Source organism: Chitinophaga sp. OAE865, from assembly GCF_040546735.1.
Taxonomy (GTDB): domain Bacteria; phylum Bacteroidota; class Bacteroidia; order Chitinophagales; family Chitinophagaceae; genus Chitinophaga; species Chitinophaga polysaccharea_A.
In genome coordinates this window covers 1,034,431-1,047,431 of record NZ_JBEPOF010000001.1, presented here as the reverse complement: position 1 = coordinate 1,047,431, position 13,001 = coordinate 1,034,431, and the positions used below count along the sequence as shown (strand labels likewise).

Genomic DNA, 13,001 nt, shown 5'->3' with positions numbered 1-13,001 from the left:
CAGCGCAGGGTTATATATCACTTTGCGCTGTTTTGCTTTTGAAGATGGCAATGCCATAAGCCAGAACGCAGGCAAGCATGGCAGGAAGCGCAGCATTGATATCATGGGTCATTTCCAGCAGTAGTACAATAGCGGTGAACACCAGGCGTGATGTGCCTGCCAGCATGGCTCCCATACCAACCAGTACAACAATGCCGGCATTGATCATGACAGCAGGAAAAAGCATCTGCATGGGAGCGCCGATCAAAAGGCCGATAGCCCCACCTATAACCAGTAAGGGAATAATACCGCTGCCTGTTTTATTAGCGCCTGAGAAAAAAAGCCAGGCAATCCATTTAATAAAGGCCAGTGCAAAAAGAATAGCCAGGGTAACATGCGCTTGCAGCAGGTCGGTAACATAACCTTCGCCTGTGCCCAGTATCCGCGGAAAAATGTACCCGGCGATACCGGCAAGCAAAGCAACGGTTAGTAAATACCACTTATTATATTTAGTTAGCTTTCCAAACCATTTACCAATAAGCTTATACAACACCGTGCTTAACCGGGCCCACAGCCCCACCAGTATAGCAATAACGCTGTAAGCCGCCACCGCTTTTCCGTTCATTGCCGGCAGGGAAGAAAAACTTAACACCGGAGCAGTGCCCCTGTACAGGTAATTGCCTGCAGCAGCCGTTGCCGCAGCCGCCACTACCGGCAATATATTTTTAAGTGTCCGGTTTGGTAAACATAACTCCAGCGCAAGAAATACAGCTGCTACCGGCGCACCAAAAAGGCTACCTAAAGTACTGCATGCGCCGGCAATAAAAAGTATCCGGCATTCCTCCTCCGTACAACGGAACAACTTTCCGGTCCAGGCGCCTATGCCCCCGTTAAATAACATAGCTGCATTCTCAATACCTAACGGATTGCCGGCTCCGATGGCAACAGTTAATCCTGATGCGCGGAGCAGGGGAGAAGTATAACGACCTAAAGCGGTGAGCAATATGGCGCCCGCTACGGGGATAATAATGATCCACAGATCACGTTCTGTATTTTCAATACCGGTGTAAGCGGTTATTATTTCACCGTAGTAGACCAGCGATGCTATCCAGTGAATGATAGTGGTAATGCCCCATGCAACAACAGCTCCGGCGGCAGCCACCAGTATTGCAGCAATGGAAAGATACCAGGTACGGGAGGAGCCAGGTATGGATGCGTTAGCCGGTATTTGCAGTGGTTCAACCGCCATCAGGGGGAGTCCGTTCTTTGTTATAGCGTAAAGCTTAGTTGTCATGAAGTGGGTATTATCAGCCAGATTATCAAATCTATATAGTTCACTGTAGAATCACAAATAATTTTTAGTTAATATATTCAGCGGCTAACGTACAGGAGTATACGCTTGCCAATATCTCTCCTCTCCATATAATCTCCCAAAAATCAATATGATCAGCGAATCATTGTTCCAGTGCAAAATCTGCAGGATCCTGGCGGGTGTTGTTTTAGTTAGGCAACCTTATTATATTTGTAATAACCAATCCGTGAAGGAAACCAAAAATAACATGTATGAATGACGCTAGGCATCATGGCACAGCTGGCGCTGATAACCCCTCCTCACTGGATGCACAAACACTGGTCAGATTAAAAAGAATGCTGTTGTTCACCAATGAGGATGAGCAATACCTGATAATGGCGGGAAATATCCTTGCAGCGCATACAGAAGATATCCTTGATAACTGGTACAACTGCATCTTAAAAAATAACTATCTCGCTGGTTATTTCACCAAAGATGGTGAGCCTGATGTTGCTTACCTGCAATCGCTCCGGCCGCATTTCAGGAAATGGATAACTGACCTGTGCACACGCCAGGAAGGGAATCCATGGTGGCAATTTGAAGAGCGGATTGCGGCTCAGCTGCAAAATAAAAAAGCGGAGGAACATGAGATAGATCCTTTGCCGCTGGTATACTTACGTTATTTGTCTTCTTTTATATATCCTGTTTCTGAGGCTGGAAGACCTTTCCTGGGCAAACATGGCCACTCGGCAACGGAGGTGGAACGTATGCAGCAGGCCTGGTTCAAAGCAGTTAGTTTCAGTGTATTGTTATGGGTATACCCCCAGCCCCGACAACTCCCTTTTTAAATAACCATTTACGTTAGCATCAAAAGTATTTCAATGGAAGTTGCTGTTTTCGACACTTACGTTAAGAAAAAAGATGGAGGATATCTGCATTTTGATATCATCGTTACAAAAGATACCCCGTTTGATGAAGTCCTGACCTTTGGAAATATATACCTCCAATCCAAAAAGGGGGAGGGGTTAAATATTTCCCGGAAAGATTGCCGTTTTTGCCATATCACTGAAATTATACCGCGCTGGGAAACCCAGATCCGGCAAAACGGATACTATATCCATGAATTGGAAGGATGCCAATAAAAAGCGCTTTCATGCAGGAATGTCACTAATATGCTATTTCATGCCATATATTTATATTGTACCTTGCCAAACTAACTATAAGGACAGCAAGAAAATATGGGGAAAGTTTCCACATTCAGCCCTGCACAGCAGGCAGAAGACACACCTAGTAAAATAGTGGCCTCCCTGGAGCGATTATCAGAAGCCTTCCGCGTATTATTATGGCAGGAAGCAACACAGTATGGATTAAGTCCCATCCAAATTCAGGTACTTACCTTTTTACTGCACTACCCGGAGGAAAAACGTACTGTAACCACACTGGCATCGTACTTCAACATGACCAAAGCCACCATCAGCGATGCAGTGAAATCACTGGAACAGAAGAATTACCTGACTCGTAAGGCCAGCCCTACAGACACGCGCAGCCACACCTTACATCTTGTAAAAGAAGGCAGGGCTGTTGCCAAAAAAGTAGAGCAATTTGCGGATCCATTACAAAAAACGGTGGCGCAAATGCCTTTAAAGGAACAGGCAGGGTTACTGGAACAATTGATGCAGGTAATATACCAGCTCAATCAGGAGGAAATTATTTCCACTCAGCCTATGTGCTTTAACTGTGAGCATCTCAATGAAAAGAAAGGGTATCACTGCAGCAAATTGAAGATCTCTTTAAACAATGGCGGTTTAAGGATGGAGTGTCCTGTTTTTAAGCTCCGGGAAGAGTAGCCATTATTTACTGGATACGGGGCAACTGGCAGGTCATTTCATTATCACCTGCTACAAACCCGAATTGTTCGTATAATAAACGGCCTTCTTTACTGGTATGTAAGCTTACTTTGCCGGTATTCCGTTCTTTTGCTTCATCGAGGATCTTCTGCAGTAACGTTTTTGCAATACCTCGGCGACGAAAAGCAGGAAGTGTAAATACGTTCAGGATATAGGCTACTTTGCCTTCGAGGTTGTGGTACAGTGGTGGCTGGTTGTAAAAAACAATGCCCGCACTGGCCACGATCTCGCCTTCCACATCGGCAAACCAGTTTACAAAGTTGTTTTTTGTAAGATGTTCTGTTAAGTAGGCCCTGAGCTGATCCTTCAACACGGCATCCTTGGAGTTATCAGAATTAGGGTAAATTTCTTTCAGAAATTGCAGCCGCAAATGTACTAACTGCGGGATATCCGTTATATCCGCTTTTCTGTAGGTAATCATAGCTTTTTTGGGTTATGCGAAATTTGTCAGGCTTCTTTATTGCTTCTCCACCATCTGAATGCCAGGAAGCCGATAATAGCCAGGGGCGTTAAAGCCAGCATCAGAATACCATTATTCAGGCCTTTTGCGGGGCCCTCACCCAGCTGTTGAGCCGTTTTAGTACACAGGGAACATTGCGCCATTACTGATCCGCTCATCATAATCAGAAACACTGTCAGTAAAAACAAACCTGCCTTCTTCATAGTATTTGTTATTTGATCCAGCAAAATTAGGCTATCCGTCTTAAAAAATCTTCCTTAATTCTATCAATGGTAGTAAGGGGAAATCATAATATATACAATCACGCCGGTAACAGCTACATAAAACCAGATGGGCCATGTTATCCGGGCAATTTTCCTGTGACGCGGAATATCGTTCTGAAAACCGCGCAGCAGGGTGAACAGCACCAGCGGTACTATGATAGCAGCCAGTACAATATGCGTAAGCAACAGGAAATAGTAAATGTAACGGATGCTTCCCAGCATTGCCTTCTCTGCCGCATCAAGCGCACCATTATGATCCAGGTCGCCAAAGCGGGTTTCAGGAGCCAGTGAATGGTAGGTAACATAGGAAAGCAGGAATATAGCCGACAAGCCCACCGCAATCAGGTTGGTGGTTTTATGCGCCTTCACATGTCCGTTCTTTATAAAATACAGGCTGGCCAGCAATAAAACCGCGGTACTGGTATTCAGAATAGCATGGAACAATGGCAATATCCTGATGTCAAAACCAGGGTGCATTTCCGGTTTGGGTAAAACAAACAATAACGCAACCAGCACAGGTATAGCTATTGACACGATGGTAATAGGCGTATTGAGATTTCTGTTCTTAAGTTCCATATCCACTTAAATGTGAAAGGTGAATAAAGAAAGGTGAACAACCTTTCCTTATTCACCTTTCCTTTACAATTATTTTATTACTTCTCTCCGGAGAACAGTTTTTTAAGGAAGGCTGCAAAACCCGGCCGGTGTCTGTCCTTTGCCAGATGCAATATGGCGATATCGCCGGCGCATCTTTTTACATCGTTGGAATCAAGACCATTATAATATCCCCGGATGTTCCTGTTTTTATCGATCAATACCAGCTTCTCGGTATGTATAAAATCGTCCGGACCGCCATCTCCCTGTGTTACAGAAACAAAAAAGTCGTTTCTGGCGAGGTCATAGATCTCTTTTTTACTACCGGTAAGCAACCACCAGTTGTCGGGATTTATCTGGTGATCGTATGCGTACTTACGCAGTTTATCTACCGTATCCCTATCGGGGTCTACTGAAAAGGAGAGGATCTGCAATAAAGAATCGTTCTTTACATAAGCACTCTGTACCTTTTTCAGGTTCTTTGTTAGTGTAGGACAGATACTCGGACAGGAAGTAAAAAAGAAATCGACCAATAACACTTTTCCTTCCATGTTCTTTAAACTCACCTGTTCTCCCAGTTGGTTGGTAAGTTTAAAGTCCCTGATCTTATGAAAAACGGTATCGTAGGAAACTTTACCATTTTCAGAGATCGTATCTATTCCCTCGGGGATGAAGTATCCGGGTACCGGCACCACATTTTTTCCGTAGTGATCTACAATGAGATAACCCAAAAGCGGCACCAGTATTGCCAATGAAACTCCTAATAAAGCCCTGCGAGAAATGATCCTGATAGTTTATTGATGAATTAATGATGTTTCTCAGCAGGTGCTACTTTCACCGCCTCCACAGGTGTACCGGGTTTCAGATCGGTACGCATGTTTTTCCAGGAATCACCTTCGTAGAGGAAGGCGATAATAAACCATACAAACAGCAGTAATGGAATAAGGATGGTCATAATGAGATTTTTGATCTCATGGCCCAGGTGCATGAATTCTGCAACGATGTAGAATGCTTTCACCAGGGTAAGACCGATAAAGATCGCGTTCAGCATTACTCTTGGCAGAAACCCGAACTCCAGGTGTAAGAAAGCCAGACCTACTTCAAACACTGTGATACACAACAGTATCCAGAACGTTTTCCAGATTGTTTTGGTAGATGAGTCAGCATGTGCGGCTTCATGCCCTGCATTATGTGTATGCTCCATTATTATTTCAATTAAATAAATTCTAAAATCAGTTCCTAACCTTGTTGTTCTCTTCCTGTTTTATGATCAAAGCAGGTAGAAGCAGGTGAATACGAATACCCAAACCAGATCTACAAAGTGCCAGTACAAACCTACTTTTTCCACCATTTCATAGTGTCCTCTCTGATCGTAGGTACCTTTCAGTACATTGGCGAGGATCACGATATTCAATACAACACCGGAAGTTACGTGTAATCCGTGGAAGCCGGTGATGGTAAAGAAGAAGTTGGTAAAGTTGGTAGAAGCCAGTGTACCATCCACATTATGGAAAGGATTGCGGCCCCACCATGCACCTTCATGATACAGGTGTGTCCATTCCCATGCCTGACAGCTCAGGAACGCGGCGCCTCCAATGATGGTCCAGATCATCCACTTGGCAACGGCTTTTTTATCTCTCATGTGACCGGCATGTACCGCCAGTACCATGGTTACAGAACTCATAATGAGGATGAAGGTCATCAAGCTCACAAACATCAACGGCAACTCGGCATGGCCCATGCCGGGAAATGATTTGAACACTTCATTCGGATCAGGCCAGGATGGGCTGGAAAACCGGATGGTACCATATGAGATCAACAATGCGCCGAATGTGAACGCATCTGACATCAGGAAGTACCACATCATCAACTTACCATAGCTCACATTAAAGGGAGAATATCCTCCGGCCCACCATTTTTTCTTCGCTGTAACTGCTGTATCCATTGTTTGTTTTATAAAATTTTACAAAGTTTATCTGGCGATACTTAAAAAAACTAACAGGTAAATCCACAGTATGTCCACGAAATGCCAGTAGGTTGCGGCTACTTCAATGGGAACTGCGCTATAGGTCCGTACACGGGTTCTGTAAGCCCTGCCAAACATAATGAGCAATGCAATCACACCACCCAATACGTGCAGCATGTGCACCCCTACAATAACATAAATGAAAGAAGCGGAAACAGGCCCGTTGAGGGGCAGTCCCACTGATTTCAATTGTGAAAATCCTATCCACTGGCAGGCTGCAAACACCACCCCTAAAAATGCTGTAAGGGTGATCAGTTGTTTATAACGCTGCATATTCCTTTCTCTAAACTGCTTTAAAGCCAGGTGTATCGTTAAGCTGCTTGTCAGAATCACGGCAGTGGATACCCAGAAAATATGCGGCAGTTCAAATGCCAGCCAGTTTGCCTGGGATCTTTTAACAATGTAAGCACTGGTAAACCCGATAAACATCATGGTAATACTACCCATGGCGATCCATAGGGAATATTTATGCGGATGTATTTTCTTACGTTGTTCTAGTGTCATAGTATCCATCACTCCTCTTTTCAATTTAAGCTTTGTCCAGCAATTGTACCAGCTGAACAATGGTCAGATAAATATAAGATCCGAACATGAGCTTTCTCGCTGCAGGAACATCATTTTTCCGGTACAGGTTAACAGCCCTGTAAAGGAAGAAAATACCCGCCAGAATGGCCACTATGGCAGAAATGCTTCCAGTGATCTTCAGGAGGTAGGGCGCTACGCCGGCAGGAATCAGCAACAACGTGTACATAGCAGCCTGGATAGCTGTGTACTTATTGGGCTCCCCACTGCCTGGCAGCATTTTAAAGCCAGCCCTGGCATAATCTTTATAGGCGATCCAGGCGATGGCCCAGAAATGCGGGAATTGCCAGAGAAACTGTATAGCAAATAAAGACCAGCCACCTTCGCTGAGATTGTTAGCACCGGCTGCCCACCCGATCAAAGGAGGCATGGCGCCTGGAATTGCACCTACCAGTACGGCAAGGGAATTCCATTTTTTCCAGGGTGTATATACAAAACCGTATAACACCAAAGACAACCCGCTCAAAGCAGCGCTCAACCAGTTAAAGCAATACCCCATTACCAGGAGCCCTGCTATACCTGTGATCACCGCCAGTACAATCGCCTCGTTGTCGTGCATACGCCCTGAAGGCAATGGACGGACAGCGGTGCGCGCCATCAGTTTATCCGTATTTTTCTCCCAAATCTGGTTAATGGTATTGGCTGATCCGGAAACCAGCAAACCACCGGCAAATAATAAAAGAACTTTTACTAAGTTAAACTCCACACCTGGCACCAGCAGGTAACCCACTACCGACGAAAATACCACCATAAAGGTGAGATTAAACTTCATCAGCTGAGAGTAATCTTTCGCCTTACTGGCTACCGCATACGATGACGACAATTTTATGGAGTTTTCTTGCAACATTTTTTTTCTAGCCACATCCCGGGTTTAAGTCCGGAACAAATTTACAAACATCACAGTGAACAAAATCCCGGCAGCAAGTTTTTTCGCCTGAAAGGCATCTTCCTGCCGGAATTCCGAATTATATTTTAGTGCGCTGATTCATTAGGTCCAATAGGCTCTGTTTGCGGAATGAAATCCCTTCCATCCTTGCTATAGTCATAAGCCCAGCGGTATACTTCAGGAATTTCACCAGGCCAGTTACCATGACCGGCGTGGATCGGCGTGGTCCATTCCAGGGTAGTTGCTTTCCATGGGTTCTGTGTAGTCAGCTTTCTACCTTTGAAAATGCTGTAGAAGAAGTTGAATACAAACAGGAGCTGTACTGCAAACACCAAGATTACCACAATGGTAATGAACTCGTTCAGTCCGCCAAACTGTTTGAAGGAAGCCCAGCCGGATACATCATAGTACCTTCTTGGCATACCCGCCATACCTTCGTAGTGCATAGGCCAGAAGATCAGGTAAGCGCCCACCAGGGTTACCCAGAAGTGGATATAGCCAATTGTGTTATTCATGAAACGGCCATACATTTTAGGGAACCAGTGGTAGATACCGGCAAACATACCGAAGAATGCAGATACACCCATTACAATATGGAAGTGGGCAATCACAAACATGGTATCATGCAGGTGAATATCGATAGAAGAGTTACCTAACCAGATACCTGTTAAACCACCGGAGATAAATGTGCTCACGAAGCCGATAGAGAACAGGGAAGCTGGTGTAAAGTTGATATTACCCTTCCAGATGGTAGTGATCCAGTTAAATACCTTGATCGCAGAAGGTACCGCAATCAATAAGGTTAAGAGTACGAAGAATGCTCCCAGGAACGGGTTCAGACCTGTTACGAACATATGGTGCGCCCAAACCAGGAAGGCCAGGATACAGATAGCGAACAGGGAACCGATCATAGCCAGGTAACCGAAAATAGGCTTGCGGGAACTTACCGCCAGTACTTCAGATACCATACCCATGGCAGGGAGGATGATAATATATACCTCAGGGTGACCTAAGAACCAGAATAAATGTTGATAGAGGATTGCGCTACCACCTTCGTTGGCCAGTGCTTTACCGGCGATAAAGATATCGGACAGGTAGAAGCTGGTGCCGGCGTGACGATCCATGAGCAGCAGGATGAAACCTGACAGCAGTACAGGGAAAGACAATACACCTAACACAGCGGTGAAGAAGAATGACCAGATAGTTAAAGGCATCTTGGTCATCGCCATACCTTTGGTACGCATATTCAGCAGCGTGGAAATATAGTTCAAACCACCCAGCAGCTGAGAAACAACAAACAGCGCCATACTGGTCAACCAAAGATCCACACCTATTTTAGAACCGATAGAAGCGTCTCCCAATGCACTCAGCGGCGGATACATTGTCCAACCTCCGGAAGCAGGGCCTGTTTGAACAAACAGGGAAGCCATCATTACCAGGCTGGCCAGGAAGAAGAACCAGTAGCTCAGGCAGTTCATGAAAGGAGAGGCCATGTCGCGGGCACCTACCTGCAAAGGAATCAGCAGGTTAGAAAAGGTACCGCTCAAACCGGCCGTTAATACAAAGAATACCAGGATAGTACCGTGCATTGTTACCAATGCATAGTATGCTTCCGCTGTAATGCGGCCACCTTTAGCCCAATGGCCCAGGATGCTTTCCAGCCATGGGAAAGTGGCATCGGGAAAACCAAGTTGCAAACGGAACAGTACAGAGAAGAAAGCACCAATGATAGCCCAAACGATACCAGTAATCAGGAATTGTTTGGCGATCATTTTGTGATCCATGCTGAACACATATTTCGAAATGAAACTGTCTTCATGGTGGTGCTCATGATCATGATGATCATGCGCTCCGTGCATTACCTCCTGTTGACTGTGCAATGTTGCTTCGTTACTCATAATCGGTTCGGTTTATTATAAACTAACGCCCGGGAAGTATCGTCGTTTGTCAGTTTGTTCTTATTGTTTTTAATTGTACTCCGTCAAAAATTCTTCTACACAAAATTACAGCTTACCGGATATTGGCAGCTACTGTTTTTTGCGTGCTATCTGCTTTGGCTTCACCGGCAGGAGCAGCAGGAGCTGCAGTGTCAGCATGTGTCAGGCTATAAGTAGATTTCTGGGCAGCTACCCATTTATCAAATTCTTCCTGAGTTTCCACAATAATCACACCCCTCATGGAGTAGTGACCGCTACCGCACATCTGGTCGCAGGAAATTTCATAGGTGAAATCCGGGTTGCCGGTTTTTTCCTTCATCTGCTTGGTGGTATACTTGGGAGTAAACCACATAGTAGTAGGGATACCGGGAACCGCATCCATTTTCATGCGGAAGTGAGGTAAACCAACGTCATGGATAACATCGCGGGAACCGATGATGAGCTTTACGGGCTTTCCAACCACCAGGTGCAGTTCGGTAGGCATAAAGTCATCTTTGTTCAAAGGATCGTTCCAGTCCAGACCCAGCTCATTACCGGCGGAAGGGTCGATGTTCTTAATATCACGACGACCCAGTGCGCCATCTTTACCCGGATAACGGAAGATCCAGTTAAACTGCTTACCGGTTACTTCAACCACAGCAGCATCTTTTGGTGCTTCTGAAGTGAGCTGGAACCAGTGTTTCAGACCAAAGGCCACCAGTATGGTTAACGCGATAGCCGGGATAACGGTCCAGATAACTTCCAGTTTATTATTATGCGGAAAATAAAATGCTTTACGGCCTTCTTTTTCCTGGTATTTAAATGCAAACCAGAATAGGGCAATCTGGGTAATCACGAACACCACACCAGTGATGGCGAGTGTTACATAAATAAGGGTGTCAACGCCTTCTCCCTGTTCCGATGCAGATTCGCCCAGGATTTTGCCTTTCAGCAAATCGTTACACCAGTACACTCCTATAAGCCCCAGCACCAGGAATGCAATCAGCAGGAAACCATTTATACGGTTGCTTTGCTCACGCGCTTTCTTTTCTCCCTTCAATATGGACACATATTCGCTCGCCTTCGCAATCTGGAAGATGACTATGAATATGAGAACAACAACTAAGACTGCTAAAAATCCTGACATTGCTATATGAAATAATTAAGTTATCTAATGCTTTTCTTTTGCCTAATCTCCTTGATCACCTGTTAGGTGTGATGAATGATACTTTCTTTCAGGTAAGGATGATTCTTTGGAACCAGTGCAGCTTTGGTAAGCTGGTTGGATACCAGGAAGATGATCAGTCCTACGAAACCAAGTCCGAGCCCGAGTTCAAACCAGGGGAATACCAGGTTTTTAACAGTACCTGGAGATACCATCTGCCAGAAATCCAGCCAGTGACCGAAGATGATCACGATAGCAATGAAAACAATGGCAGTATAGTTACGCTTGGTGTCCCTTTTCATCAGGAACAACAGCGGAGTAACAAAGTTGATCAGGAGGTTCAGGAAGAAAATAGGTCTCCACTGGCCCCAAACACGTGGCTGGAAGTATTCAGTTTCTTCCGGCATGTTGGCATACCAGATCAGCATGTACTGGGAGAACCAGAGGTAAGTCCAGAAGATACTGAAAGCAAACATAAATTTACCCAGATCGTGCAGGTGTTCTTCAGTTACATAGGTCAGATAACCGTGTTTTTTCAGATATACAACGAAGAGCGCTATCAGTGCCAGTCCGGATACCCAGGTGCTGGCGAAGGTATACCAGCTGTACATAGTAGAGAACCAGTGTGCATCAATACTCATTAACCAGATCCATGGAGTGGTTGATCCAACACTCAGGGTAAACACTACCAGGAATCCACCGCATACAACGGTATTTCTCCAGAGCAGCTTACGGCCTGTTTCAGGGCGCAGATCCCATCCATCTTCTTCGATAGACATTCTACGGAGCTTCATGGTAAAAAATATCCAGAGGCCCAGTGTCAGGATAGTAGCGATGGTAAAGAATCCTTTGTTCAGGAAAGCAGATTTCCAGCTCAGGATCTTATCTTCTGCTACGTGGTGTGCATTTACCCAGTGGTAGATATCATCTTTACCACCGAAAACAATGATCATCACCACCACAAATAAGATGGCAGCCAGAATGGGAACGGCCATTGAAATAGCTTCAGGTACACGGCGGAAAGCAATCTGCCAGCCACCATGTGCCAGGGTAGTAGCAGCTATAAAGAACGTGCTCGCCAATGTAATCAGCAAAAAGAAGCTGCTGTTTTGCAACAGACCGGCCCAAAACCGTGTCGCGTTCTCACCATGAAACGCAATTAATCCGATCAATAACGTCAGCAAGCCCACGCCCATTAACACGAAGCTGGTCTTTTTTAATCTTGCCGGTACTACAAATTGGTCTTTCATTACTGTATATTAAAATACTTGTTTGAAATTCAGTTTAACTCATTTATTTAGCTGCAGTGCTATCACCAGCAGGAGCGGCAGACGGGGCGGCAGCACCTGGCTGTTTACTCTTGATATAGGCAGCGATCTTCCAGCGCTGATCCCTGTCCAGCTGGCTGGCGTAACTACCCATCATATTATAACCATAAGTCATTACATGAAACAGGCGGCCTTCTGTATAACCGGATTTTGCACCGGCCACCAGGTTAGCTGGCGCTGCAGGGTAAGGTCCATCTCCACCTTTGTACAGCGGACCATTACCATCTAATGCAGTACCATGGCAGATACCACAATAGATATTAAATAAACGCTCGCCTTCTTTAAGATCAGTTGGCGTAATAGTTAATGGATTCTTTACCAGATTAGCCAGTGCCGTATCTGATTCTTTCAGATGGTATGGCAAAAGTTCTCCTCTTTTTACTGTTCCTTCCACTGGCTTCAGGCCTGACAAACGAGCATTGTAAAATTCATACGCACGGGATTCATACATGTCTGGCATATAAATCCTGCCGGGCTTTCTGTTATGCTCTCCCCTGTTACAGGCTGCCAGGAAAGCTCCAGTTGCCAATGCGGCTACAATCAATATGTTGGAAGTCCTTTTCATCAGAAATTATTTATCTAGCTTTCATTAGTCTTGCTTGCT

At 45.2% G+C, this 13,001-nt stretch carries 16 protein-coding genes; 3 read left to right on the top strand and 13 right to left on the bottom strand.

Features of this window, described 5'->3' with window-relative positions:
• Positions 1-10: 10 nt before the first annotated feature.
• Entirely contained in the window at positions 11-1,273 is a 1,263-nt protein-coding gene (locus ABIE50_RS04415) for a chloride channel protein (RefSeq protein ID WP_209855462.1), read from the bottom strand.
• A 269-nt stretch (positions 1,274-1,542) separates the two neighbouring features.
• Here ABIE50_RS04415 and ABIE50_RS04410 point away from each other — a divergent pair, with 269 nt between their 5' ends.
• From ABIE50_RS04410 to ABIE50_RS04400, 3 genes are all read left to right on the top strand, one after another.
• The gene (locus ABIE50_RS04410; RefSeq protein ID WP_209855464.1) at positions 1,543-2,118 is read left to right on the top strand and encodes a protoglobin domain-containing protein; all 576 of its coding nucleotides are present in this window, start codon (positions 1,543-1,545) and stop codon (positions 2,116-2,118) included.
• A 33-nt stretch (positions 2,119-2,151) separates the two neighbouring features.
• Positions 2,152-2,412 carry a DUF2024 family protein gene (locus ABIE50_RS04405; protein WP_142684294.1) on the top strand — a complete coding sequence of 87 codons (261 nt, stop codon included), beginning with the start codon at positions 2,152-2,154 and terminating at the stop codon, positions 2,410-2,412.
• Between the two features lie 96 nt (positions 2,413-2,508).
• Complete coding sequence (locus ABIE50_RS04400; protein ID WP_142684295.1) at positions 2,509-3,117, top strand: MarR family winged helix-turn-helix transcriptional regulator; 609 nt, start codon at positions 2,509-2,511, stop codon at positions 3,115-3,117.
• A 7-nt stretch (positions 3,118-3,124) separates the two neighbouring features.
• Here the strand turns inward: ABIE50_RS04400 and ABIE50_RS04395 are convergent, their stop codons facing one another.
• The 12 genes from ABIE50_RS04395 to ABIE50_RS04340 all read right to left on the bottom strand — a co-directional run bounded on the left by ABIE50_RS04395 (position 3,125) and on the right by ABIE50_RS04340 (position 12,962).
• Positions 3,125-3,598 (bottom strand): GNAT family N-acetyltransferase, encoded by a 474-nt coding sequence (locus ABIE50_RS04395; protein WP_209855466.1) that lies wholly within the window; start codon positions 3,596-3,598, stop codon positions 3,125-3,127.
• A 26-nt stretch (positions 3,599-3,624) separates the two neighbouring features.
• The gene (locus ABIE50_RS04390; RefSeq protein ID WP_209857162.1) at positions 3,625-3,840 is read right to left on the bottom strand and encodes a CAMCR motif-containing small membrane protein; all 216 of its coding nucleotides are present in this window, start codon (positions 3,838-3,840) and stop codon (positions 3,625-3,627) included.
• 63 nt (positions 3,841-3,903) lie between these two features.
• Positions 3,904-4,476 (bottom strand): DUF420 domain-containing protein, encoded by a 573-nt coding sequence (locus tag ABIE50_RS04385; RefSeq protein ID WP_209855468.1) that lies wholly within the window; start codon positions 4,474-4,476, stop codon positions 3,904-3,906.
• A gap of 77 nt (positions 4,477-4,553) precedes the next feature.
• Complete coding sequence (locus ABIE50_RS04380; protein ID WP_209855470.1) at positions 4,554-5,246, bottom strand: SCO family protein; 693 nt, start codon at positions 5,244-5,246, stop codon at positions 4,554-4,556.
• A gap of 53 nt (positions 5,247-5,299) precedes the next feature.
• Positions 5,300-5,698 carry a cytochrome C oxidase subunit IV family protein gene (locus tag ABIE50_RS04375; RefSeq protein WP_142684302.1) on the bottom strand — a complete coding sequence of 133 codons (399 nt, stop codon included), beginning with the start codon at positions 5,696-5,698 and terminating at the stop codon, positions 5,300-5,302.
• A 66-nt stretch (positions 5,699-5,764) separates the two neighbouring features.
• Positions 5,765-6,439 (bottom strand): cytochrome c oxidase subunit 3, encoded by a 675-nt coding sequence (locus tag ABIE50_RS04370; protein WP_142684303.1) that lies wholly within the window; start codon positions 6,437-6,439, stop codon positions 5,765-5,767.
• 27 nt (positions 6,440-6,466) lie between these two features.
• Positions 6,467-7,024, bottom strand: coding sequence for a cytochrome c oxidase subunit 3 (locus tag ABIE50_RS04365; protein WP_260607366.1), 558 nt, complete (start codon positions 7,022-7,024; stop codon positions 6,467-6,469).
• Positions 7,025-7,049: 25 nt separating this feature from the next.
• On the bottom strand, positions 7,050-7,949 hold the full coding sequence (gene cyoE, locus ABIE50_RS04360; protein ID WP_142684306.1) for a heme o synthase: 900 nt from the start codon (positions 7,947-7,949) through the stop codon (positions 7,050-7,052).
• A 125-nt stretch (positions 7,950-8,074) separates the two neighbouring features.
• Positions 8,075-9,886, bottom strand: a complete 1,812-nt coding sequence (locus tag ABIE50_RS04355; protein ID WP_142684307.1) for a cytochrome c oxidase subunit I — start codon at positions 9,884-9,886, stop codon at positions 8,075-8,077.
• A gap of 112 nt (positions 9,887-9,998) precedes the next feature.
• Positions 9,999-11,051, bottom strand: a complete 1,053-nt coding sequence (locus ABIE50_RS04350; protein WP_142684308.1) for a cytochrome c oxidase subunit II — start codon at positions 11,049-11,051, stop codon at positions 9,999-10,001.
• 62 nt (positions 11,052-11,113) lie between these two features.
• Entirely contained in the window at positions 11,114-12,319 is a 1,206-nt protein-coding gene (locus ABIE50_RS04345) for a quinol:cytochrome C oxidoreductase (RefSeq protein WP_209855472.1), read from the bottom strand.
• A 43-nt stretch (positions 12,320-12,362) separates the two neighbouring features.
• Positions 12,363-12,962, bottom strand: a complete 600-nt coding sequence (locus ABIE50_RS04340) for a c-type cytochrome (RefSeq protein ID WP_209855474.1) — start codon at positions 12,960-12,962, stop codon at positions 12,363-12,365.
• Between the last annotated feature and the right edge of the window lie 39 nt (positions 12,963-13,001).

Coding starts and splice junctions, on each gene's coding strand:
- ABIE50_RS04415 (WP_209855462.1), bottom strand. CDS start 1,273: ATGACAACTAAGCTTTACGCTATAACAAAGAACGGACTCCCCCTGATG.
- ABIE50_RS04410 (WP_209855464.1), top strand. CDS start 1,543: ATGAATGACGCTAGGCATCATGGCACAGCTGGCGCTGATAACCCCTCC.
- ABIE50_RS04405 (WP_142684294.1), top strand. CDS start 2,152: ATGGAAGTTGCTGTTTTCGACACTTACGTTAAGAAAAAAGATGGAGGA.
- ABIE50_RS04400 (WP_142684295.1), top strand. CDS start 2,509: ATGGGGAAAGTTTCCACATTCAGCCCTGCACAGCAGGCAGAAGACACA.
- ABIE50_RS04395 (WP_209855466.1), bottom strand. CDS start 3,598: ATGATTACCTACAGAAAAGCGGATATAACGGATATCCCGCAGTTAGTA.
- ABIE50_RS04390 (WP_209857162.1), bottom strand. CDS start 3,840: ATGAAGAAGGCAGGTTTGTTTTTACTGACAGTGTTTCTGATTATGATG.
- ABIE50_RS04385 (WP_209855468.1), bottom strand. CDS start 4,476: ATGGAACTTAAGAACAGAAATCTCAATACGCCTATTACCATCGTGTCA.
- ABIE50_RS04375 (WP_142684302.1), bottom strand. CDS start 5,698: ATGGAGCATACACATAATGCAGGGCATGAAGCCGCACATGCTGACTCA.
- ABIE50_RS04370 (WP_142684303.1), bottom strand. CDS start 6,439: ATGGATACAGCAGTTACAGCGAAGAAAAAATGGTGGGCCGGAGGATAT.
- ABIE50_RS04365 (WP_260607366.1), bottom strand. CDS start 7,024: ATGACACTAGAACAACGTAAGAAAATACATCCGCATAAATATTCCCTA.
- cyoE (WP_142684306.1), bottom strand. CDS start 7,949: ATGTTGCAAGAAAACTCCATAAAATTGTCGTCATCGTATGCGGTAGCC.
- ABIE50_RS04355 (WP_142684307.1), bottom strand. CDS start 9,886: ATGAGTAACGAAGCAACATTGCACAGTCAACAGGAGGTAATGCACGGA.
- ABIE50_RS04350 (WP_142684308.1), bottom strand. CDS start 11,051: ATGTCAGGATTTTTAGCAGTCTTAGTTGTTGTTCTCATATTCATAGTC.
- ABIE50_RS04345 (WP_209855472.1), bottom strand. CDS start 12,319: ATGAAAGACCAATTTGTAGTACCGGCAAGATTAAAAAAGACCAGCTTC.
- ABIE50_RS04340 (WP_209855474.1), bottom strand. CDS start 12,962: ATGAAAAGGACTTCCAACATATTGATTGTAGCCGCATTGGCAACTGGA.